Raw genomic sequence first — 22,777 nt, forward strand, 5'->3', positions numbered from 1 at the left:
CGGGCTCAGTGGCCGGTGCCGCGGTACTTGCGCCGGTACTCGTCGTAGAGGTCGGCGTTCTTCTCGCGTTCGAGCTTGTTGACGAGATCCGGATCGAGTCCGTGCTGGGTCAGCCGGAAACGTCGGTACACCCGGTTCAACGCGATCGAGAAGAAGATGTACGGGATGAGGATCGGCACCGTCATGTTGGCGCGCACCAGCCAATCGGCCGGTGTGAACAGCAGCGGGACGAGAACGACGATGCACGGGATCGCCCAGCGCGCGACCATCCGGGTCGCCGCGCCGGGGCCGGCGAGATCATTGGTCACCCAGTCGCGCATCGAATCGGGCAGGCGACCGCCGTAGCAATACTTCACGTACTGCCAGCCGTGCGGGCGCTCGGTGGCCGTGCTGGTCGTGGTGACCGTGGACGTCTTGCTCATCGGGATCTTCCTTGTCTCGGCTGGGGTGTATGGCTCTGGGGTGTACGGCTCGGGTGTCGGCTACCCGCGTACACCGGGCGATCCACCCGGCGCCGATAAGTAGTGCACGATTTAATTGTATTCACTTTGATGCGCAAGCGCTACCCCTGGTCGGCACGATCAGCGTGCGAGCGGACTGTAGAACACCAGTCCGTTGCCCTTGTTGTCGTAGACCACGGCGCGACGTTCATGCGCATCGTCGTAGGGACCCTTGACGATGCCGCCGCCACTCGCCTCGATGGCCTTGGCGGCCGCGTCGACGTCGTCGGTCTTGATCCCGACCACCACCTGTCCCGGGATCGGGTGATCGACCTCGGTGGCCAGCGCCAGGGTGACGGCCCCGCCGTTCAATGCCGCGAAATGCGCACCGTCACGGAACTTCAGCGCGAAACCCAGGGTCTCGCTGTAGAACTCGATGGATGCGTCGAGATCATCGGTCGACAGCACGATCATCTTGACCTCATGCTCACTCACCACTGACTCCTTTTCTCGCAGGCACCCCCAGCATAGGCCTCCGACTTCATTCGCAGGCACCTCCACCATAGGCCTCCGACGCGGGGACAGGAACCTCGCCTGTCCCCGGACCGGCGACGAGAAGCGCTGCCGGACATGGCTTGTCATTTCGATGCAATCGGCCCATGCGACGCGGGATGATGACGGGATCCCCGTGGTGGCTCTGTGCCCCACCAGCGAGCCCGTCACCGCGCCCACCACGAAACTGCAGTGCGCCGAGCAGTGCCGCCGCCGCGCCGGCGCGTTCGGGATGGCGTATCAATGCCAGGGCGGTGACGCTCGGCCGATCACACCCCACAACGCTGCGATGACCGCACAGCCGACGAGCAGCCGCCAGGCCATCTGTTCCCGCGGCCACGACCAGAAGCGCCGAACCGGCTACGAGAAACGCAGCACCACAGGCGATCTGGTGGAGCGCTCGGGAGAATCGCACCCACCGTGCACACGCCATCAGGCACAGACCGTCGACCGCGAACACCACCGCGAACTCCGAGGGGCTCAGTCCGTGCACCTCCTGGAATGCGAAGGGGGAGCCGGTGATGTAGGCGAACAGCGCCCCGAAACCGACGGCGCCGGTGGTGATGACCAGCAGGTACGGCCATCGCTGAGCAGCCGCCCATACGACGCCGAGGCGCCGGCCAGCACCCCGCCGGACACTCGGTGTCCCGGCGGCAGCGTTTCCGGGATCCACATCGCGGTGGCCACGACGAGGAGCGCACCGATGACGGCGAGCACGGCGAAGATCGTGCGCCACGAACCGACCAGCTGGATGGCGCTACCCAGCAGCGGGGCCAGTACCGGGCCGAGCCCTACGACGACGGTGAGCAGCGCAAAGACCGACACCAGTGCCGATCCCGAACACCGATCGGCCCACGATGGCCCGGGGGAGCGCCGGAAGGTAGAGATCGGTGGAGATCGGGCCGAATGCCGACAGCGCACCGAGAATCACCAGGACGCGCCTGCCGACACCGGACTCCGACTCGTCCGGATCGTCCCGCACAACCACGGCGGACGTTCAGTCCGCGGCCGGTGCGAGCAGCCGAACCCAACTGTCGACGAGTTCGGTGATCATCTGTTCCTCTTCGAGTTTCCAGTCGGAGCTGCCCCAGTTCTGGGCGACGTAGTCGAGTTCGGCGATGGCCAGGACGCCCCGGAAGTGGCGTTGGTGTTTCTCGAACCGGCCGGCCCGCTCGAGTCCCTCCTCGATGTCGGCCACGGCCTCCTCCATCCACCGTTCGACGATGTCACCGAGATCGGGATCTACCCCGGCCGCCTGCCGGGCGATGCGGATGATCGGCCGGATCTCCGGCCAGATGGTCACGCGTTCACGCATCCACGCCTCGATGCTGTCGCGAGTCCCCGCCGCCACCACCGCGACCAGATCGGTGGCGGTCGACCCGTGGTCATCGGACCGATCGCGCTGCAATGACTCGTTGAGCTGTTCGTCGACGAGGGCACTCATCAGATCGCTGCGGTTGGGGAAGTAGGCATAGAACGTCACCCGAGTGGTGCCGGCCGCCTTGGCGATGTCATCGACCGTGGTGGCTGCGTATCCCTTGGCCTGGAAGGTCTCCAGCGCGGCCGTCAGGAGTCGACGGCGGGTGAGTTGCTTCTGGGCCTCGCGCAGACTGGTCATGGGCATTACTGTATTGGCCCGGTGACCATCGGGGTCCTGGGCACGCGTCCTGCTCAGTCCACCGGCGCGGCCCCGCGAGGACGCGCACAGTCGACGCAGACGCGGAATCGGTGTCCGGGTCCCCGTCGAGACGCTCGGGTTCGCCGACGAAGGGAAGATCACCGACCGCCTTGAGTGACAGCCCGAACTGTTCGGTCCAGAAGTACGGCCGATGCACCAGCGCGGGCGCATCCGCGCCGAGCAGCAACGTCGTCGCGGCCACCTTCGCCTGTTCGATAGCGCTGTTCCACAACGGGATCCCCACCTGGTGACCGGTGGTGTCCAACGAGGAGATGCGCGAACTCGGCGATCTTCGATGCCGGCGAACTCGCCAACGCACTGCGTGACGCGGCGTCCGTCCCGGCCGCGCTGGCGCAGTATCAGGCCGTCCGCAAGCCCGGCACCGATGAGCTGCAACGTATTTCGCGGTCCGGCTGGACCGAGGGTGAACTCAACGACGCCTTCCCGGGTCAGAAGCCGGCAGCACAGTCGACATCCCAGACCGCGGGGGCATGAGCGATGACATTGCATCCCGAGATCGCCAAGGTGCTGGTGAACATGCCGGCACCGCCGCCGGGACGTTGAATCCCACGGCGGCGACGAGCCGCTGGTCGACGACCACAACTCGCTGCTGCCACCGGATGCCTTCCACCTGCCGGTCGGCCGTCCGGTCACCCATAAGGTGTTCCGCGACGCCGCCCACCCCTCGCGGTTGGTGTTGCCGTTCACCACGACCGGCCGAGAGTAGACGGCATACTGGGTCGGGTGTCGTTCTCCCTGATGCCGCCAACTGCCCGTCGCACACCACTGACCGCCCGCCTCGCAATGCTGTCGGCCGTCCTCGGGGCGCTGGCCCTGCTCTGGTCGGGGACCGCGGCCCCGGCACACGCAGAGTCGGGCACCGCCGGCCTCGACCCGGTCCTGGCGACCGCGTACGCGCAGGCCGCCGCGGCCGCACACGACGACGGGGTTCCGCTGCACATCACCTCCGGCGCCCGCACCCGGGCCGAGCAGCAGCAACTGTGGCGGGACGCGATCGGCACCTACGGCAGCCCCGAGGCGGCACGCCGCTGGGTGCTACCGCCGGATGAGTCCACCCACGTCGGCGGTCACGCGATCGACGTCGGGCCGCAGGCCGGGGCGGCCTGGCTCGAGCGCAACGGCAACCGGTGGGGGCTGTGCCGCACATTCGCCAACGAGTGGTGGCACTTCGAGGTCGCGACCATCCCGGGCACGCCATGTCCCCGGATGTGGCCGGACGCGGCTGCCCGCGCCGACGCGCACGGCAGGCACTGACCACGCTTGTTGACCCTGATCGCCCCCGAGTTCGGTGAGATTTGCCACCATGGAGAGATGCCAGAGCTGACGTACGAGGAGTTCGGCCGCCGCTTCTTCGAGGTGGCGGTCACCGAGGACCGCGTGGCCAGCGCATTCTCCACGCTGACGGGTGATTCCTTCGAGGTCGGACCGATCCCGTCGGGCCCCGGCGGTATCGCCAAGGTCCGCGCCCGGGTGCGCATTGACGAACCCCACATCGTGCGTGAGGTCTCCGACGTCATCACCTTTGCCGTCCAGATACCGCTGAGTATCCGATTGCTGGTCGATCTGAAGGTCGATCGCATCCGCTACGACGTCGACGGCTCGGTGGCCCTCGCCCTGACCGCTCGGGCGATCGAGCCATTGGAACTGCACATCGACGTCGCCGAACCACGTCCGCGGGACGTGACAGTGGGTGTGGCGGCCCGCAACCTGCGCGGCGAGATCATCCGGATGGTGGGCCAGGTCGACGACGAGATCCGCCGGTTCATCGCCGCCGACGTCGCCGTGCGCATCAACGATCCGGCCATCACCAAGGCACGCATCATCGACGTCGCCACCGAGCTGGGCCGCGCCTTCGAATCGATGTAGCCCCGCCACACCGACAGCGCCCGAACACGACGAAGGGCCGCCACCGGTGCTTGTCGCATCCGGCGACGACCCCTGATCGTTGTGACCGGCGGTCAGCCGCTGACGGCAGCCAAGGCGTCGTTGAACGTGGCGCTGGGGCGCATCACCTTGTCGGTCAGCTCGAAATCCGGTGCATAGTAGCCACCGATGTCGACGGCACCGCCCTGAGCGTCGTTCAGCTCGGCGACAATGGCGTCCTCGTTCTCGGCGAGCGACTTCGCCAGCGGCGCAAAGTGTTTCGCCAACTCGGCGTCGTCGGTCTGGTTGGCGAGTTCCTGCGCCCAGTACATGGCGAGATAGAACTGGCTTCCGCGGTTGTCGAGCTCACCGGTCGACCGCGACGGACCCTTGCTGTTCTCCAGGAGCTTGCCGGTGGCCGCGTCGAGCGTCTTGGCGAGAATCGTCGCCTTCGCATTGTCATTCTTGCGGCCCAGATCCTCCAGGCTCACCGCCAGCGCGAGGAACTCACCCAGTGAATCCCAGCGCAGGTGATTCTCTTCCAGCAGCTGCTTCACGTGCTTGGGCGCAGACCCACCGGCACCGGTCTCGTAGAGACCACCGCCGGCCATCAACGGCACGATCGACAGCATCTTGGCACTGGTGCCGAGTTCCAGGATGGGGAAGAGGTCGGTGAGGTAGTCACGCAGGATGTTGCCGGTTGCCGAGATGGTGTCCAGACCCCGGATCAGGCGTTCCATCGTGTACCGGATCGCGCGCACCTGCGACATGATCTGGATGTCGAGACCCTCGGTGTCATGATCCTTCAGGTAGGTCCGCACCTTGCCGATCAGCTCGTTCTCGTGCGGGCGGTACGGATCGAGCCAGAACACCACCGGCATGCCGGAATCACGGGAGCGGGTGACCGCGAGCTTCACCCAATCCCGGATCGGGGCGTCCTTGACGATGCACAGACGGAAGATGTCGCCCTCTTCGACATCCTGGGACAGCAGGATCTCGCCGGTGGCCACGTCGACGATGTTGGCGGAACCGGCCTCGGGGATCTCGAAGGTCTTGTCGTGGGAGCCGTACTCCTCGGCCTGCTGCGCCATCAGGCCGACGTTGGGGACCGTTCCCATCGTCGTCGGATCGAAGGCGCCGTTGGTCTTACAGAAGTTGACCATCTCCTGGTAGATCCGCGAGAAGGTGGATTCCGGGTTGACCGCCTTGGTGTCCTTGGGCCGGCCGTCGGCGCCGTACATCTTGCCGCCGGCGCGGATCATCGCGGGCATCGACGCGTCGACGATGACATCGCTGGGGGAGTGGAAGTTGGAGATGCCGCGCGCCGAGTCGACCATCGCCAGCTCCGGGCGATGCTCGTGGCACTTGTGCAGGTCGTCGATGATCTCTTCCTTCTTCGACGCCGGCAGCGACTCGATCTTCGCGTACAGATCCGAGAGCCCGTTGTTGACGTTGACGCCGAGTTCGTCGAAGAGTTCACCGTGTTTGGCGAAGGCATCCTTGTAGAAGGTGCGCACGGCGTGGCCGAACACGATCGGGTGACTGACCCGCATCATCGTGGCCTTGACGTGCAGCGAGAACATCACGCCCGTCTTGTAGGCGTCCTCCATCTGCTCCTCGTAGAAGTCGATGAGGGCCTTCTTGCTCATGAACATGGCGTCGATGACGTCGCCGTCGGTGAGCGACACCTTCGGCTTGAGGACGATCGTCTCGCCGCCGGTGGTCACCAGTTCCATCTTGACGTCACGATCACCGTCGACGGTCATCGACTTCTCGCCGTGATAGAAGTCGCCGTGGCGCATGTGCGCGACGTGGGTGCGCGACGCCATCGACCAGTCACCCATCGAATGCGGGTGCTTCTGGGCGTACTCCTTGACCGCCTTCGGGGCGCGTCGATCCGAATTTCCCTCACGCAGAACGGGGTTGACTGCGCTACCCAGACACTTGGTGTAGCGGTCGCGGATCGCCTTCTCCTCGTCGGTCTTCGGACTGCCCGGGAAGTCGGGGATCTTGTATCCCTTGGCCTGCAGTTCCTTGATCGCGGCCAGCAGCTGCGGCACCGACGCGGAGATGTTCGGCAGCTTGATGATGTTGGTGCTGGGGTCCTGGGTGAGCTTGCCCAGTTCGGCGAGGTTGTCGGGAACCTTCTGCTCGTCGGTGAGGTAGTCGGGGAACTCGGCCAGGATGCGGGCTGCGACGGAGATGTCAGTCGTCGCGACGTTGATGTCGGCGGCATCGGCGAACGCTCGGATCACCGGCAGAAAAGCGTGGGTCGCCAGCATGGGCGCTTCGTCGGTCAGCGTGTAGATGATGGTCGGTTTTTCCGCGCTCATAATCCGCCTTACTCTCCAGTCGTGGTCACGCAGCACCGGGATTCGTGTTGTCTCGGCGCTACCAGTATCGCGGTCGCGGCGACATCGTGCGTGTTGATGCGTTGTCTTGCTGTCGCCGCATCCGCGGCCCGCGGGTCGGGGTCCTCTCCGAGCTTACGACCCCGGCTCCGGCCACCGACACGTCACACGGATCTGATCGGGCGACATGGATCACATCAACGAGCGGGTTGTTCAGACGCCGCAATCGCCCGCTCGTCGACCGCGCTCCTGCTCACATCGACGGCGCCCGTCTCCGCGTTCACAGCGCTCGGCTTCCCGTTGACAGCGCTCGATGTCGTTGCGCCCGACGCCCCAGCACGTTCCAGCCTCACCCCACCAGGCCTCGACACCTCCTCGACGCCTCCCCGGCCGGCGCCTCGTCGAGCTCGACCGGCGTTTGAGAGAGCGCCGTCGGATTACGGCCGCAGTCTCGCCGCCACCTCGTCGGCGAGCGCGAGGCTCGACGTCAGTCCGGGCGATTCGATGCCGAACAGGTGGACCAGGCCCGGTATCCCGTGATCCGAGGGTCCGCGCACCGCGAAGTCCGCGTCCGGGTCACCGGGACCACTGATCTTGGGGCGGACGCCCGAGTAATCGGGATGCAGCGCGTGGTCGGGGAGTCCGGGCCAGTACCACCGGATCTCTTCGGTGAACGTATCCACGCGGTGGGGATCGACGGACAAGTCGATCTGCGCGGGATCGACGTCCCCCAGCCACTCGACGTCGGGGCCGAATCGCGCCCGGCCGTCGAGGTCGAGCGTCAGGTGGATACCGAGGCCGCCGGCCACCGGCACCGGGTAGATCAGGCGGGAGAACGGCGCGGTGTCGTGGTCCAGTCCGAAGTAGTTGCCCTTGGCAAAACGGCGCGACGGGATCTGCCCGGGCGGGAACCCGTCCAGTGCGGCGGCGACATCCCACGCCCCCAGCCCGGCGCAGTTGACGAGTGTCGTGCACCGGACCCGGAACGAGTCGCCGAGTTCCACCGTGATCGTCGCGTCGGCGCCGATCTCGCCGGCGACGAGCGGGCTGTGCACGACCACCGAGGCTCCGGCGTCCTCGGCGTCGCGGCGCAGCGCCTGCATCAAGCCGTGCCCGTCGACGATGCCCGTCGACGGGGACAGCACCGCCGCGACGGCTGACAGGTCCGGTTCCATCTCGGCCAGTTCGGGACCCTCGACGAGACGGAGATCGGTGACCCCGTTGGCGTGCGCGGCGGCGATGATGCGCTGAAGTTGTGGACGCTGATCCTCGGTGGTGGCCACGATCAGCTTGCCGAAGCGTCGGTGGGCCACACCGGCCTCGGCGCAGTAGCGATAGAGCATTTCGCGACCCGCGACGCACGCACGTGCCTTCAGGCTGCCGCGCGGATAGTAGATCCCGGAGTGGATGACCTCGGAATTGCGGGAGCTGGTCTTTGTCCCGATGGCGTCCTCGGATTCGACGATCACCACCTCGCGACCGTCGCGCGCCAGTCGCCGCGCCACCGCCAGCCCGACGACGCCGGCGCCGACCACCACGCATTCGACCTCGTCTGTCACCGGACTCCCTTCGGATGCCGCGGCCCGCTCGTCCGCCCGCCGTCAGGATAGCGTCGCCACCTCCGGGCGAGCCGAATTCACGACGCGGCGTCGTCCTCGTCGATCCGGAAGCCGACCTTCAGGGTCACCTGCGTGTGCGCGACGGCGCCGTCGACGACATGCCCACGCGTTCCGACGACCTCGAACCAGTCGACGTTCCGCGTCGTCTTCGTCACGCGCGCAATGGCATTGGCAATCGCCGCATCGGTACCCTCCGCCGATGAACCGACAACCTCGATGACCCGGTATACATGTTCGCTCATACCGCGATTCTGGCACCGACCCCATCGCACGCGGGCGAAGTTCGACCATCCGGTCCGCCGGCATGGTCGCCGCCACCGCGCCACCGTCGGTGCGCTACAACTGATTGGTCCATCCCCTCGGCACCCAAGGACAGGTTCATGCAGTATCTCGGCTCGCCCCTCGAGCTCGCCCACGGTCGCCCGTGGCGCAATCGGGTTGCGCTCGCACCGCTGACCAACCTGCAGAGCAATGCCGACGGAACGTTGTCCGACGACAAATACCGGTGGCTGGTTCGCCGCGCCGAGGGTGGATTCGGTCTGGTGATGACGTGCGCCGCGCATGTCAGTCCGGAGGGACAGACATTCCCCGGTCAGCTCGGTATCTGCGACGACACCCATCTCGACGGTCTGCGACGGCTCGCCACCGGTATCCGGTCCGCGGGTTCGGTGTCGGCGGTGCAGTTGCAGCACGGTGGCCGTCGCGCCGATCCGGCACTGTCCGGTCGGCCGGCGCTCGGGCCGTGGGACGATCCGCAACGCGGGGTGACCGCGCTGACCACCGACCAGATCGAACGCGTGATCGCCGACTTCGCCGACGCCGCGGTCCGGGCCGAACGGGCAGGTTTCGACGGCGTCGAGATCCACGGCGCCCACGGCTACCTGGTGGCCCAGTTCCTCGACGTCCGGCACAACCGCCGCACCGACCGTTTTGGAGGGTCGGCGGAGAACCGGTTCCGCATCGTGCACGAGATCATCGCCGCGATCCGGGCGGCGACCTCGTCGGATCTACAACTGGGACTTCGACTCTCGCCGGAGAGGTACGGAATCGTGCTCGACGAGGCCCGTGCGTTGGCCGGTGAGGTCCTGTCCGACGGACAACTGGATTACCTCGACCTCTCGCTGTGGGATGCGTTCAAGCGTCCCTACGAGGAGCACCATTCCGACCGCCTCCTGATCGAGTACTTCGTCGACCTCCCACGTGGATCGACGCGACTCGGCGTGGCCGGCAAGATACTGGACGCACCGGGTGCACGTGAATGCCTGGAGCGCGGAGCCGATTTCGTGTTGATCGGAACCGGAGCCATCTTGCATCACGACTTCGCCCGTCACGTCGCCGCCGACGACGAGTTCCGGGCGATGGACACCCCGGTGCCCGAGCGTCACCTCGTGAACGAGTCGGTCGGTCCGCGCTTCGTCGACTATCTCGACGACCGGTGGGACGATTTCGTCATCCGCTAGGCCCTGCTCCCGAGCAGGCCGTGATCGCGCCGAAGCCATCGACCGAATGCGTCACCGTCCATGTCCGTGGCGTGCAGCCGGGGCAGCGCGTGACGATCGTCCGACGATATCGCCGGTGTCGACACACTGGTACAGCCCACGGTGACATCGCTGTCACGCAACAGGTTTCGCGTCGGAACGTCGAAACGGCCGAAGGGAAAGGCGAACTGGGTCACCGGCGCGTCGGCCAGTTCGGACACCGACCGGTTACCCGCGTCGATCTGGGCGTGCCGGTCCGGCAACGTCATGTCGGTGAGCGAGACGTGGTCACGAGTGTGACCACCGAGGGTGATCAACGGATGCCGTGCCAGTTCGGCGAACTGCTCACCGGTCACCGGAAGTCGTGAGCCGACACCGATCTCGGGCTCACCGGCCCACTCCAGAAGGTGGTCGACGGCCCCGTCCTGCTCGTCGGGACCCAGCACGACGATGGCATCCCACAGGGTCCGGAACAGCTGTTGACGCCGGTTTCTCGGGTCCTCGGCATCGGCTCGCCATCCGGCGTTCTCGGCAACCGCACCCCAACCATCGGTCGAGGTGAACGTCCGCGGTCCGGTCCCGAACGGGACGTCGAGGACCTCGGGCAGGGTGGTCGGACCGAGGATCGCCCGCTGCAACGCATCCCACCAGAACTCCCGCCCGCGGTCGACGGCGTTGCCGACCACGAAGATCGTCGCGGGAATGTCGTACTTCTCCAGGATCGGCAGTGCGACAAGAAGATTGTCGACATAGCCGTCGTCGAAGGTCACCGCCACCCGGGAACCGTCCCACGTGTAGCCGTCCTCGTCGGCGAAATCCGCGAGGGGCACCGCCGCACGCGCCTCGGCGAGGACGGCCATCTGATCGTCGAAGTGCTCGGGTGCGATGCAGATCGCCCACGGGTCGCAGGCCTCGGCGCAGATGCAGTGATACATCAGGATCCCGCCGCGCGGCCGCCACCGCCGAACCCGCCGCGTGATGGCGGCCGCCGCCGCCCTACTTCCCGACATAGATCACTGTCTGTGTACCGTCCTCGGATTCGAGGACGTCTTCACGCACGGTCATGCCGGCGAAGTGGGCAAGAAACTCCTCCCGCGGCAATTGCAACGTGGGAATCGGCTTGTCGTTGTCGACGCGCATCTCACTGTCGCCGAGGGGAACCGACAGCACGATCGCGAGACGGTCACCGGTACCGGCCACCGCGTTGGCGAGGATGCGTCGCCACCCCCAATGGTGTTCGAGCACCCGGGGCAGCAGCACCCGTCCGGAACCGCCGACGTGGTCGGCGATGTCGGCGAGGTCGACCTCGCCCCAGTTCTCGATGGCCGGAGCAGCGTCGCCCGGATCCGCGCCGACCGGGCCGACGTCGGCACTCAGGAACTCGGTCGCCGCCTGCAATGCCGGGTCATCGTCACCCGACGCCGCCACCTCGGTGCCGGGGGAGAGCACGGCCGGTTGCCGTTGTCCCACATCACCTTTGCGAGCCGAGATGGTGATGATGACCGGATACTCCGGGTCCACCACGTCGAGTTCGCTGCGGCGCAGTTCACGGTCGGCCATGCCGTAGAGAAAGGTGGTGGCCGACAACACGTTTCCGTGTGTTCGGACGTCGACGTTCCCCGGCGGGAAGGCCAGGCCGAACAGCCGGTTCGCCGAGAGTTCGGTGAACGACCAGTACCAGGTGGAGTTCCACACCGGATCGGCGATCTGGCTGATCCCCGGCGCCGTGCACAGCAGGACACCGCCGGGTTTGAGAATGCGGTAGATGGTTCGGATCGCCGAGGGCAGATCGAAGATCATCTGCAGCGTCTGCGTCAGGATGATGCAGTCGTAGGTATTACTCGGCACACTCGGCGCGTCGGTCAGGTCGTCGACGTAGGTGGCGCCGGGTTCGTCGACGACGTTCAGCATGTCCGAGCGGGTCACCCCACGACCGAACCGCTCGGTGTAGGTGCGTTCCCCGACCTCGAGGACCGCACCCGTGATGAGGTCGGCGCTGCGTTCCAGGAAGTTCTCGATGTAATAGCGGTCGACGGGGCGGCCGCGTTCGAAGCCGTACTCGCGGCAGATGGGCTGGGTGCGGCGGAGATCTCCGAATCGCACCTTTCCGACCCGGGGGCGTTGCCGCCGCTCGGCCAGTATCCGGATGACGCGACGGTAGTTGGCCTCACCGAGTACGGACTGCGCCAGTGAACTCCGGTTGCGCTGCAGAACTGTCATGGACCTTCCGATTCGATGTGCCGGTCACGCCGGTCACATACTCGATCGAATGATCAAGAATCTGTGTGCCGGGTACGAACTTGCTGTCAGTTAGGGTCACCTTATCTCACCGGTCCGCCGTCGCCGATCGGGACCGCGCGCCGACAACCTCCGCGATCCACCCCCACCGTCAGTGCACCCCTCTAGTGTGTGAGCCAGGGCACACACAACGCCGCCCGCGCGTCACAGAAGAGTCAGGGGAGTTCATTGACCACCAGCACCCACACGTCGAGCGATCTGACGACCGAACCACTGCGGTCCCGCCGTAACCACTGGAACAACCAGGTGCACCGGCACGCCTTCATGACACCCGACCGTCCGGCCCTCCGATTCCAGGGTCAGACCACGACGTGGCGCGAACTCGACGAACGCAGTCGGGCCTTCGGTGCCGCGCTCAGCCGCAACGGCGTGCAGTTCGGCGACCGCATCCTGATGGCGCTGCTCAATCGCACCGAGTACGTCGAGGCGGTCCTCGGCGCCAACCTGATCGGCGCCATCCCGGTCCCGGTCAACATCCGGATGAGTCCGGCCGAGGTCGGCTTCCTGGTCACCAACAGCGGCGCCAAGGTGGTGGTCACCCAGACGTTGCTCGCGCCGCTCGCCGCCGCGGTCAACGCATCGATCGGCGGAATCGACACCACCATCGTCGTCGGCGGCAGCGACAATCCCGAGCACCTCGACTACGAGACGCTGCTCGCCGACGGGTCGGCCGACCTGCCCGAGGTCGACGTCCCCGAGGACACCGTCGCGCTCATCATGTACACCTCCGGGACAACCGGAAAACCCAAGGGCGCCATGCTGACCCACCAGAATCTGCAGGCGCAGGCGGTGACCACGATCAGTGCCGCCCAGGACCACACCGACGACGACGTCGCCTCGGTGGTACCGCCCATCTTCCACATCGCCGGCCTCGCGGCCTTCGCGCCGGTCTTCTACCGGGGCGTCACCTCGGTGATCCACCCGCTGGGCGCCTTCGACCCCGACGACATGCTCGACACCCTCGAACGCGAGGGTGTCACGTCGGTGTTCATGGTGCCGGCGCAGTGGCAGGCGGTCTGCGCCGCACAACAGGCCCGGCCCCGAAACCTGAAGTTGCGCACCATCAGCTGGGGTGCGGCGCCGGCCTCGGACTCCGTGCTCAACGCCATGAGTGACAACTTCCCGCAGGCATTGAACATGACGGCGTTCGGTCAGACCGAGATGTCACCGGTCACCTGCATCCTCGAAGGCAAGGACGCGCTGCGCAAGATCGGATCGATCGGCAAGGTCGTTCCCGCGGTGACCGCACGCATCGTCGATCCGATGATGAACGACGTCAAACCAGGCGAGGTCGGCGAGATCGTCTACCGGGGCCCGAACCTGATGAAGGGGTACTGGGAGAATCCGCAGGCCACCGCGGACGCATTCCGCGGTGGGTGGTTCCACTCCGGGGACCTGGTGCGCGAGGACGAGGACGGCTTCCTCTACGTCGTGGACCGGGCCAAGGACATGATCATCTCCGGCGGTGAGAACGTCTACTGCGCCGAGGTCGAGAACGTCCTCTACGGCCATCCCCACATCTCCGAAGCCGCGGTGATCGGACGGGCGCATGAGAAGTGGGGAGAGGTACCGGTCGCGGTGGTGGTGTTGGCCGAGGGCATCGAGGATGTGACCCTCGACGCCATCGCCGGCTACCTCGACGAGAACCTGGCCCGGTTCAAACAGCCCAAGGACCTGATCATCGTCGACGAACTGCCCCGCAACGCCGGCGGCAAGGTCGTCAAGCCCCGGCTGCGAGAGAGCTACGGCAGCAAGGACATCGGCCTGAATCACTGACGAATCCCGTCGAGTGGGCGCCCATCCCCGTCGAGTGGGCATACCGCCCGGCCGGGCGCAGACCTCAGCTGTAGTCGTAGAAGCCCTTGCCGGTCTTCTTGCCGAGGTAGCCGGCCTCGACCATCCGGCGCAGCAACGGCGGCGGGGCCAGGTGCGACTCGCGGAACTCGTCGAACAGCGACTCGGCCACATCGAGCACCACGTCGAGGCCGACGGTGTCGCTCAGGGTCAGCGGGCCCATCGGATGCGCGCACCCGTTGACCATCCCGGCGTCGATGTCCTCCTTGGAGGCGTAGCCGCTCTCATACATCCGGATGGCGCTGACCAGATAGGGGATGAGCAGCGCGTTGACGACGAATCCGCCGCGGTCACCGGCCGCGATGGTGGTCTTGCCGAGGTGGTCACGGGCGTAGGCGGTGACGGTCTCGATCGCCTGAGGTGAGCTCGCGAGGCTGGAGATGATCTCGACGAGCGGCATCACCGGCACCGGGTTGAAGAAGTGGACGCCGACCACGCGGGAGGGGTCGGCGACGTCCTTGGCGATCCGGATGATCGGGATCGAGGAGGTGTTGGTCGCCAGGATCGCTTCCGGCGAGGTGACCTTGTCGAGTTCGGCGAAGAACCCGACCTTCAGCGATTCGATCTCCGGCAGTGCCTCGATGACCAGTTCGCGGTCGGCGAAGTCGCCCACCGAGGTCGTCAGGTGCAGCCGCGACAGTGCCTGTGCGGCATCGTCTTCGGTGATCTTCGATTTGCTGACGGCGCGACCGAGCGACTTCTCGATGCGGGCCCGCGCACCGTCGGCGGCCTCCTGATCGCGCTCGAGGACCAGTACGTCGTCACCCGCCCGGATGGCAACCTCGGCTATTCCCGCGCCCATGGTGCCGCCGCCGACAACTCCGAGCTGTGTCATGTGAATCCTCCAGGTGATCGGTGATCGCTCGTGGTCAGCCTAGGACATCACGCGGAGCGAAGAGCGTCACACCCTTGACAACGTACAACCAATCGGTTGTATATTGGGGAGGTGACCGACACCGACGAGGACCGGGCCGATGCCCTGTTCCACGCGCTGTCCGACCGCACCCGCCGCGATATCCTGCGGCGCGTTCTGGCCGGGGAGCACTCGGTGTCGACACTCGCGGCCGCCTACGACATGAGCTTCGCGGCCGTCCAGAAACACGTGGCGGTCCTGCAACGCGCCGGACTGATCACCAAACGCCGCAGCGGCCGTGAACAACTCGCGTCCGGAGACGTCGACGCCGTGCGCGCCGTCGCCGACATGCTGACCGATCTCGAACACATCTGGCGCGGACGAATCGCCCGCATCGACGACCTGATCGCGGACGCATCACCGCACACCACCGGCGATCGCCAGCCATCACCACAACCGACACCCACCGCATCAGAAGAGGACTGACACCATGCCCGTCACCGACGTCACCCACGACCTCGACACCCGAACCCTCACCATCACCGCGGAGTTCGCCGCCCCGCCGAGCCGCATCTGGCAGATCTACGCCGATCCGCGTCAGCTCGAAAAGATCTGGGGCCCACCCGAGTACCCGGCGACCGTGGTCGATCACGACCTCACCGCAGGCGGCCGCGTCACCTACTACATGACCGGTCCGGACGGTGGAAAGTTCGCCGGGTACTGGCTCGTCGACACCGTCGACGAACCCCGCGGCTTCACCTTCCGAGACGGATTCGCCGACGAGGACTTCACACCCATCGATTCCCTCCCGCTGTCGCGCAACACCTACACGTTCACCGAACGGGACGGGACCACCGTCGCCACCTACACCAGCACCTTCGACTCGGCCGAAGGCCTCCAGAAGGTCCTGGACATGGGCGTCGTCGAGGGATCGACCGGCGCCATCAACCAGATCGACGGGTTCATCGCGGCCTGAGCGCACGCCGGCGCACCCCGTCGACGGCGCCACGCATACCTCTACGCTGATCGTGGGGAACCCCCACGTTCCTCACGATCAGCGCAGAGGAGTGAACCGATGACGACCATCGCGTATGTGATCGCCGGATCCGAGGCAACCGGCGGCGCCGGACTCCAGGCAGACCTGCGCACCTTTGCGCAACTGGGCACCTACGGCGTCGGCACGATCACCTGCATCGTGTCCTTCGACCCGAACAACGGGTGGGCCCACCGATTCGTACCCGTCGACGCAGCGGTCATCGCCGACCAGATCGAGGCCGCCACCGTCACCCATGCACCCGATGTGGTGAAGGTCGGCATGTTGGGCACGCCCACGACGATCGAGACCGTCGCCGAGGCACTGCGCAGCCGTACGTGGCGTCACGTGGTGGTCGACCCGGTCCTCATCTGCAAGGGACAGGAACCGGGGGCTGCGCTCGACACCGACAATGCGCTGCGCGAGCAGATCCTGCCGCTGGCGACGGTGGTGACCCCCAACCTGTTCGAGGCCGCGACCCTCGCCGGCATGGACGATCTGACCACGGTCGACGACCTCGCCGAGGCGGCGCGCCGCATCGCCGATCAGGGCCCGCAGACCGTGATCGTCAAGGGTGGAGTCGGCCTGGCCGGCGACGACGCGATCGACGTCGTGTGGAACGCCGGCGAGATCTCGGTGCTCCGCGCACCCAAGGTCGGCCAGGAGCGGGTGTCGGGCGCCGGATGTGTCTTCGCCGCCGCCACCACCGCCGAACTCGCCAAGGGTGCCGACGTCGTCGACGCCGTCGCCACCGCGAAACAGTTCACCCACGGCGGGATCGTGAGCCGACTATCGTCGTCGGCGCCGTTCGACGCGGTGTGTCCGCGGCCGTGAGACGAGCCGCCCCCGTCGACCTACAACCCGGTCGGGTAGAAGAACGCGCGGTAGGTGGTCAGGGTTCCTGAGAGGTTGGCGTCGTAGACGAGGTGTCCTCGGGCATCGAACTGGGAGATGTGGCCGGTCGTGCCCCAGCCCCCGAACACCGAACCGTCGGCGAGCGTCTGGGCGTTACCCATCGCCCACGCGGTCAGACGCTGCGGATGCTCCCACCGCGACACCAGGCGCACGACGCCGTGCGCGAAGTCCGGTCGCACGGTCAACACCGATGACCCTCCACCGACCGCGGGAACGGCCGCGTGATTGTCGAAGAGACGAATGGACCCGTCCGGCAGGAACTCGGCGTCGTGCTGATTGGCGAAGGTGGCGTTCGCTTCCACCCGAAGGGTGGAGTTGTTGCCGCCGAGCCGCCATCGGACCTGTCCGGTCGTCCCGTCGATCAGGTAGAGCGCCGACGTGTTGCGCGAGGAGATGAGATAGTTGCCCGAGCCGTCCGCGACGATGCTGTTGATGTGGAAGTAATCCAGTCCCTCGCCGGGTACCGGCCAGGGCGTCGTGTTGGCCGCCACCGGTACGTGCGCCAACGAACTCCAGCTGAATTCGGCACGCCCACTGTCGATGTCGATGATGTAGAAGCGAGAATCGATGACCCGCAAGGGAACTCCGTTGACCGAGGTGGCGACCGGCGCATAGCTGGTCACCGCGGCGCGGCCGTCGGCAAGGATGCGGAACTCGTGCAGATCACCGGAGGAACCCGCCGGTGTCCGGATGGTTCGCAGGACGCGGAAGTCGCGGTCGGCGATGTAGTAGCTCCCCGATCCGTGGCCGGGTTTGCTGGTTCCCTGCCACCACGTGTAGACGCGCTGTCCGCCATAGGACTGGATCTGGAAGTTCCCGGCCGATTGGCCGTCGGGGATGACATGCCGGGCCAGTAGTTTCCCGGCACGAGTGCGCACCTGCAGTTCGACCGGGGCGTGCGCCGAGTTGCCACCGACACGGGGGACCGCCGGGTTGTTGAGCAGGTCGTCGGGCGCCAGCAAGATGACCCCCGGCGTGCCCGGCCGCGAATCGAGGTTGACCCGATAAATGTCGGCGGCCGGTGCGGCGTGCACCGGGCCCACGACCACGGTCATCCCCACCACGACCGCACACAGCGCAACGGCCATGCGCCGCAACACAATTCTCATCATCGAGCGTGATGCTATCAAGCCCGGAATCCGGCACATCACGTTTCGGCTCGCACTGGGCGCAACCACTGATCGATGACGCCGATCAATGCCACGAATCTCGGTCATTCTCACGCGGCGGCCGCGTCGCTAGCCTCGGGTTCACGCCCATGGTCACATCCCGCAACGCCCACCCCGATCAGCACGCCCCGCACGACGACGGAGGTGTGTACGAACGTCCGCCTCGCCCGCTCCCGACGCCGCGCCGGATCATCGCCGACTTCGGCACGAGTTACGCCACCAACGGCCTGATCGGCCTGATCTTCTCCGCGTCCGGACCGGTCGCCGTCATCCTGGCCGCCGGGGCCGCGGGTCACCTGGATCGGGCCGTGCTGTCGTCGTGGATCTTCGGCGTGTTCGCACTCAACGGTGCGTTGACGATCCTGGCCAGTTGGGTCTACCGCACGCCCCTCGCGTTCGCGTGGACCATTCCCGGGACCGTCCTGGTCGGCTCCTCGCTGCAGCATCTGTCGTGGCCCGAGGTTCTCGGCGCCTTCGTGGTGACCAGCGTGCTGATCACCGCGATCGGCCTCACCGGGCAGGTTCGGCGAGTGATGTCGGCGTTGCCGCAACCGATCGTGATGGCCATGGTCGCCGGCGTGTTCCTGCAGTTCGGCATCAACATATTCCGGTCGCTGGACGACGATCCCGGTATCGCCGTGCCGATCGTGGTGGTGTTCGTGGTGCTGTTGGCCTACCGGCGGTTGGGACGGTTCATCCCGCCGATCATCGGCGCACTGGTGGCCGGGGCCCTCGCCGTCGCGGTGAGCGGCCGGTTCCATCTCGCCACCACACCCACCACGTGGTTGGCCACGCCCGCACTGCAGGCTCCGCAGTTCGGCATCCAGGCCTGCCTCGAGTTGGTGATCCCCCTGGCCATCACCGTGATCGTCGTCCAGAACGGGCAGGGCACGGCCGTGCTCGAGTCCGCCGGGCACCGTACCCCGGTCAACGTCGTCACCATCGCCTGCGGGGTGTTCTCCGGGTTGGCGGCCGCCGTCGGTGCCGTGTCGAGTTGCCTCGCCGGGCCGACCAACGCATTGCTGGTCGCGGGTGGTCAGCGCCAACGCCAGTACACCGCGGCGCTGACCTTCGGGATCCTGGCCATCGTCGTCGGCCTCGCGGCGCCGCTGTTCGTCGAGCTGATGCTCGCCACACCTGCGGCGTTCGTGGCGACGGTCGGCGGACTGGCGCTCCTCGGCGCACTTCAGAATGCGTTTCGCACCGCGTTCTCCTCCCGGTGCACCCTGGGTGCGCTGGTCACCCTGCTGGTGACCATCTCCGGCGTCGACCTGCTGAACATCGGTGCGGCGTTCTGGGGTCTGCTCGCCGGACTGCTGGTGTCGTGGGCCGTCGAGCGCGAGGACGTTCGGCCGGCGCGCACGGGCCGGTGACGACGGATCATCACGACGTCCCCGACGAGCTCACGCCGCGTCGGCGTCACCGGTCTCGCTGGCCGGGGCGCTGCGCACCGTGTCGACGCCCGTCACCGCCTCCGCGACGACCGGCACCATCCGCCGGCCGACCTGGGTGTCGAGCAACGTGTCCTTCGGCCCGGCAAGATCCGGTAGCTGTTTGGGACGGTAACCGTCGTCGCCGATGATCCGTACCTCCACCGAGTTCGCGACGGCCGCGCGCGGGGCGATCGCGCGGGTGATCCGTCGTCCCCAGTACGCCTTCCATGAGCGCCGCATCGGCACGCACGCGGACTCCCGGGGCAGCGGTGTGCGCCGCCACGTCGACGCCGGGTCGATCTCGACGCCGTGCCGGGTCGCCTTGTCGAGCATCCACCCGAGGGTGATCGCATCCAGTCCGCCGGCCATCTGCCCACCACCACCGACGTCGCAGTGCACGCCGGCGAACCACACCTGTTCGATGATCTGGTCCTCGCGTCCGCGTGACCACAGCGTCGGCGCGAACTGTTTGCGCCGCTCGTCGATCGCCACCGCGTGGTATCCGGCCTGCACGGCGGGGTGCAGCGAGGTGTCGAGGAATCGGTACTTCGCGTCCTGCGAGCCGAAGAACGCACCCGGGATCCCCAACGTGCCGACCGTATCCCACACGCCGACCATCTCGACGCGAGCGTCGACGAGGTCCGCCGGCCGATCGGCCCATGCTGATTTGCCGTCGCGGGCCCGATAAGCGCGGAAGGCGTTCGCCACCTGATCGGGGGTGGCGAGACCCTCGGGCAGACCGCAATAGGCGATCATCCCGCCGAGACTGCGCGCGGTGTACGCACCGCGGCTGAAACCGAACAGGTAGATCGAGTCGCCCGGCACGAAGCAGTTCGCGATCTTCTCGTAGCCCTCGCGGACGTTCTCCACCAGTCCGGCCCCGAATGCCCCGCCCCGCAACCGCGACAGAAAGCCACCGGCGCGCCCGACGCCCTCGTCGTAGAACGGTTGCTGCGCAGCGGATTTGATCAAGGTCTTGTAGAACCGATAGACGTTGGTGTCGGTCGCCGGACCATTCCAGGTACCGTCGCAGCAGTAGATGATCTTCTTGGCCATGACCGATCCTCGACTTCGGTGGTGTCTGCCGGCGACGTGCTCGTCGTCGTGCGACGAGCCTAGGAGCGTGACCGCAAGCGGCACATGAGTAGTCGACTACTCGATTCGCCGCGACCCACCCTCGTCAACGCACCCGGCGACCCCTCAACGACAGACCGCACCCTGCGACGCCGAGGCCACCAGCTTGGTGTACTTGGCCAGCACGCCGCGGGTATACCTCGGCGGCAGTGGAGTGAAATCGACTGCACGGGAGGCGAGTTCGTCGGGATCGACCAGAAGGTCGAGGGTACCCGCGCCGACGTCGAGCCGAATCCGGTCGCCGTCCCGCACGAAGGCGATGGGACCGCCGTCGACCGCCTCGGGGGCGACGTGGCCGACGCAGAGGCCGGTTGTCCCGCCGGAGAATCGTCCGTCGGTCATCAGGAGTACGTCCTTGCCCAGACCCGCCCCCTTGATGGCGCCGGTGATCGCGAGCATCTCGCGCATTCCCGGGCCGCCCTTGGGGCCCTCGTAGCGGATCACCACGACGTCGCCGGCGGCGATGGTGCCGTCCTCGAGCGCATCCATCGCCGATCGCTCCCGGTCGAAAACCCTTGCGGTGCCCTCGAAAACGTCCGAATCGAAGCCGGCCGACTTGACGACCGCACCCTCGGGGGCCAGCGATCCCTTCAGGATGGTGATCCCGCCCGTGGGATGAATCGGGGATGACAAGGCGCGCAGCACCTTTCCGTCGGGGTCCGGCGGCGCGACCGCGGCCAGGTTCTGCGCCACCGTCTTTCCGGTCACGGTCAGGCAGTCCCCGTGCAGCAGGCCGGCATCGAGCAACGCCTTCATCACCACCGGCACTCCACCGATGCGGTCCACGTCGGTCATCACGTGCCGTCCGAAGGGCTTGACGTCGGCGAGGTGCGGTACCCGGGCGCCGATCCGGGCGAAGTCCTCCAGCGACAACTCGACGTCAGCCTCGTACGCGATCGCCAGCAGGTGCAGCACCGCATTGGTGGACCCGCCGAAGGCCATCACCACCGCGATCGCGTTCTCGAAGGCCTCCCGGGTCATGATGTCGCGGGCGGTGATCCCGCGACGCAACAACTCGACGACGGCCTCGCCGCTGGCGCGGGCATACCCGTCACGTCGACGATCCGGCGCCGGGGGAGCGGCGCTGCCCGGCAGCGACATCCCGATGGCCTCGGCCGCGCTCGCCATCGTGTTGGCCGTGTACATGCCGCCGCATGCACCCTCCCCCGGGCAGATGGAGCGTTCGATGGTGTCCACGTCGTCGCGGCTCATCAGCCCGCGGACGCACGCGCCGACCGCCTCGAAGGCATCGATGATGGTGACCTGGTGTTCCGAGCCGTCCGACAGGGTGGCGAACCCCGGCAGGGTCGATCCCGCGTAGAGGAAGACACTCGCCAGGTCGAGTCGGGCCGCGGCCATCAACATCCCCGGCAGCGACTTGTCGCACCCGGCGAGCAGCACCGATCCGTCGAGGCGTTCGGCGCTCATCACGGTCTCGACGCTGTCGGTGATCACCTCGCGCGACACCAGCGAGAAGTGCATGCCCTCATGACCCATGGAGATGCCGTCGGACACCGAGATGGTGCCGAACTGCAGCGGATACCCGCCGGCGGCGAACACGCCCTCCTTGACCGCGGTGGCCAGCCGGTCCAGGGACAGGTTGCACGGGGTGATCTCGTTCCACGACGACCCGACCCCGACCTGCGGTTTGACCCAGTCGTCGTCGCCCATGCCGACCGCGCGGAGCATGCCGCGTGCGGCGGTCTTCTCCAGTCCGTCGGTGACGTCGCGGCTGCGGGGCTTGATGTCGACCTGGTCGTGGGGCTGGTGGCTCATGAAGGCCACCTTAGGCGTGGTGAAACGGCGTCGGGGGATCTTTGCTCCCCGACGACGGCGGCCCTCTCAGCGGTACCGCCACATCCGGCACACGATGACCCCCGGAGGCCGCCTCCACTGTCGCGAGTCGTGCTGTCCGACAACCGAAGTACCGATCCTTCTCCGACAGATCGCCGAGTTGCGCTGCGAGGCAACACCACAGCACCACCCCGGCGTCGATCGCGACCGGTTGAGCTGGGCCAGAACATCATTCACGATCGTGGGAGTTGAATCCGGCGTCAACTCGCCGATCCCATGCGCCAACCATCGA

At 66.9% G+C, this 22,777-nt stretch carries 22 protein-coding genes and 2 pseudogenes; 10 read left to right on the plus strand and 14 right to left on the minus strand.

Annotated elements, in window-relative coordinates; genetic code table 11:
* Window positions 1–5 precede the first annotated feature (5 nt).
* From ABLE92_RS21560 to ABLE92_RS21580, 5 genes and pseudogenes are all read right to left on the minus strand, one after another.
* Window positions 6–422, minus strand: coding sequence for a DUF5313 domain-containing protein (locus ABLE92_RS21560; protein WP_348806846.1), 417 nt, complete (start codon window positions 420–422; stop codon window positions 6–8).
* Window positions 423–581: 159 nt separating this feature from the next.
* Entirely contained in the window at window positions 582–935 is a 354-nt protein-coding gene (locus ABLE92_RS21565) for a VOC family protein (protein ID WP_348806847.1), read from the minus strand.
* Window positions 936–981: 46 nt separating this feature from the next.
* Window positions 982–1,665, minus strand: coding sequence for an MFS transporter (locus ABLE92_RS21570; RefSeq protein ID WP_348806913.1), 684 nt, complete (start codon window positions 1,663–1,665; stop codon window positions 982–984).
* 8 nt (window positions 1,666–1,673) lie between these two features.
* Window positions 1,674–1,913 (minus strand): annotated as a pseudogene (locus ABLE92_RS21575) (hypothetical protein); the annotation flags it as partial.
* 76 nt (window positions 1,914–1,989) lie between these two features.
* A complete protein-coding gene (locus ABLE92_RS21580) occupies window positions 1,990–2,610 on the minus strand; it encodes a TetR/AcrR family transcriptional regulator (RefSeq protein WP_348806848.1) in 621 nt (206 codons plus the stop codon).
* Between the two features lie 170 nt (window positions 2,611–2,780).
* Between ABLE92_RS21580 and ABLE92_RS21585 the strand changes: the two genes are divergently transcribed.
* The 4 genes and pseudogenes from ABLE92_RS21585 to ABLE92_RS21600 all read left to right on the plus strand — a co-directional run bounded on the left by ABLE92_RS21585 (window position 2,781) and on the right by ABLE92_RS21600 (window position 4,557).
* Window positions 2,781–2,921: a hypothetical protein gene (locus tag ABLE92_RS21585; protein WP_348806849.1), complete on the plus strand. Its 141-nt coding sequence runs from the start codon at window positions 2,781–2,783 to the stop codon at window positions 2,919–2,921.
* Window positions 2,922–3,250: 329 nt separating this feature from the next.
* Window positions 3,251–3,397, plus strand: a pseudogene (locus ABLE92_RS21590) (X-Pro dipeptidyl-peptidase domain-containing protein); the annotation flags it as partial.
* Window positions 3,398–3,474: 77 nt separating this feature from the next.
* Entirely contained in the window at window positions 3,475–3,945 is a 471-nt protein-coding gene (locus ABLE92_RS21595; protein WP_348806910.1) for a M15 family metallopeptidase, read from the plus strand.
* Between the two features lie 57 nt (window positions 3,946–4,002).
* Window positions 4,003–4,557: a hypothetical protein gene (locus ABLE92_RS21600; protein ID WP_348806850.1), complete on the plus strand. Its 555-nt coding sequence runs from the start codon at window positions 4,003–4,005 to the stop codon at window positions 4,555–4,557.
* A 92-nt stretch (window positions 4,558–4,649) separates the two neighbouring features.
* On the opposite strand, the gene ABLE92_RS21605 is transcribed toward ABLE92_RS21600, so the two are convergent.
* The 3 genes from ABLE92_RS21605 to ABLE92_RS21615 all read right to left on the minus strand — a co-directional run bounded on the left by ABLE92_RS21605 (window position 4,650) and on the right by ABLE92_RS21615 (window position 8,766).
* Complete coding sequence (locus ABLE92_RS21605) at window positions 4,650–6,887, minus strand: NADP-dependent isocitrate dehydrogenase (protein WP_348806851.1); 2,238 nt, start codon at window positions 6,885–6,887, stop codon at window positions 4,650–4,652.
* Window positions 6,888–7,342: 455 nt separating this feature from the next.
* Window positions 7,343–8,464 (minus strand): NAD(P)/FAD-dependent oxidoreductase, encoded by a 1,122-nt coding sequence (locus ABLE92_RS21610; protein ID WP_348806852.1) that lies wholly within the window; start codon window positions 8,462–8,464, stop codon window positions 7,343–7,345.
* Window positions 8,465–8,541: 77 nt separating this feature from the next.
* Complete coding sequence (locus ABLE92_RS21615) at window positions 8,542–8,766, minus strand: dodecin (protein WP_348806853.1); 225 nt, start codon at window positions 8,764–8,766, stop codon at window positions 8,542–8,544.
* Window positions 8,767–8,904: 138 nt separating this feature from the next.
* Here ABLE92_RS21615 and ABLE92_RS21620 point away from each other — a divergent pair, with 138 nt between their 5' ends.
* Window positions 8,905–9,984, plus strand: a complete 1,080-nt coding sequence (locus ABLE92_RS21620; protein ID WP_348806854.1) for an NADH:flavin oxidoreductase — start codon at window positions 8,905–8,907, stop codon at window positions 9,982–9,984.
* On the opposite strand, the gene ABLE92_RS21625 is transcribed toward ABLE92_RS21620, so the two are convergent.
* Complete coding sequence (locus ABLE92_RS21625; protein ID WP_348806855.1) at window positions 9,981–11,012, minus strand: polysaccharide deacetylase family protein; 1,032 nt, start codon at window positions 11,010–11,012, stop codon at window positions 9,981–9,983. The two genes, ABLE92_RS21620 and ABLE92_RS21625, sit on opposite strands and share 4 nt — an antisense overlap.
* A complete protein-coding gene (locus tag ABLE92_RS21630; RefSeq protein WP_348806856.1) occupies window positions 10,999–12,222 on the minus strand; it encodes a methyltransferase domain-containing protein in 1,224 nt (407 codons plus the stop codon). The genes ABLE92_RS21625 and ABLE92_RS21630 overlap by 14 nt, the downstream gene beginning before the upstream one ends.
* 246 nt (window positions 12,223–12,468) lie before the next feature.
* On the opposite strand from ABLE92_RS21630, the gene fadD5 reads away from it, so the two are divergent.
* On the plus strand, window positions 12,469–14,076 hold the full coding sequence (gene fadD5, locus ABLE92_RS21635; RefSeq protein ID WP_348806857.1) for a fatty-acid--CoA ligase FadD5: 1,608 nt from the start codon (window positions 12,469–12,471) through the stop codon (window positions 14,074–14,076).
* 64 nt (window positions 14,077–14,140) lie between these two features.
* Here fadD5 and ABLE92_RS21640 read toward each other — a convergent pair whose 3' ends face one another.
* On the minus strand, window positions 14,141–14,989 hold the full coding sequence (locus tag ABLE92_RS21640) for a 3-hydroxybutyryl-CoA dehydrogenase (RefSeq protein ID WP_348806858.1): 849 nt from the start codon (window positions 14,987–14,989) through the stop codon (window positions 14,141–14,143).
* Window positions 14,990–15,100: 111 nt separating this feature from the next.
* On the opposite strand from ABLE92_RS21640, the gene ABLE92_RS21645 reads away from it, so the two are divergent.
* From ABLE92_RS21645 to ABLE92_RS21655, 3 genes are all read left to right on the plus strand, one after another.
* Window positions 15,101–15,493, plus strand: a complete 393-nt coding sequence (locus ABLE92_RS21645) for an ArsR/SmtB family transcription factor (protein WP_348806859.1) — start codon at window positions 15,101–15,103, stop codon at window positions 15,491–15,493.
* Between the two features lie 4 nt (window positions 15,494–15,497).
* Window positions 15,498–15,983: an SRPBCC family protein gene (locus ABLE92_RS21650; protein WP_348806860.1), complete on the plus strand. Its 486-nt coding sequence runs from the start codon at window positions 15,498–15,500 to the stop codon at window positions 15,981–15,983.
* A 99-nt stretch (window positions 15,984–16,082) separates the two neighbouring features.
* Window positions 16,083–16,874, plus strand: coding sequence for a hydroxymethylpyrimidine/phosphomethylpyrimidine kinase (locus tag ABLE92_RS21655; protein WP_348806861.1), 792 nt, complete (start codon window positions 16,083–16,085; stop codon window positions 16,872–16,874).
* A gap of 20 nt (window positions 16,875–16,894) precedes the next feature.
* Here the strand turns inward: ABLE92_RS21655 and ABLE92_RS21660 are convergent, their stop codons facing one another.
* A complete protein-coding gene (locus tag ABLE92_RS21660) occupies window positions 16,895–18,067 on the minus strand; it encodes an arylsulfotransferase family protein (protein ID WP_348806862.1) in 1,173 nt (390 codons plus the stop codon).
* Between the two features lie 146 nt (window positions 18,068–18,213).
* On the opposite strand from ABLE92_RS21660, the gene ABLE92_RS21665 reads away from it, so the two are divergent.
* Window positions 18,214–19,497, plus strand: coding sequence for a benzoate/H(+) symporter BenE family transporter (locus tag ABLE92_RS21665; RefSeq protein ID WP_348806863.1), 1,284 nt, complete (start codon window positions 18,214–18,216; stop codon window positions 19,495–19,497).
* 30 nt (window positions 19,498–19,527) lie between these two features.
* On the opposite strand, the gene ABLE92_RS21670 is transcribed toward ABLE92_RS21665, so the two are convergent.
* Window positions 19,528–20,613, minus strand: a complete 1,086-nt coding sequence (locus ABLE92_RS21670; RefSeq protein ID WP_348806864.1) for a T6SS phospholipase effector Tle1-like catalytic domain-containing protein — start codon at window positions 20,611–20,613, stop codon at window positions 19,528–19,530.
* A 144-nt stretch (window positions 20,614–20,757) separates the two neighbouring features.
* Window positions 20,758–22,467: a dihydroxy-acid dehydratase gene (gene ilvD, locus ABLE92_RS21675; RefSeq protein ID WP_348806865.1), complete on the minus strand. Its 1,710-nt coding sequence runs from the start codon at window positions 22,465–22,467 to the stop codon at window positions 20,758–20,760.
* Between the last annotated feature and the right edge of the window lie 310 nt (window positions 22,468–22,777).

The organism is Gordonia oleivorans, from assembly GCF_040044975.1.
In the GTDB taxonomy this organism is placed as follows: Bacteria; Actinomycetota; Actinomycetes; order Mycobacteriales; family Mycobacteriaceae; genus Gordonia; species Gordonia oleivorans.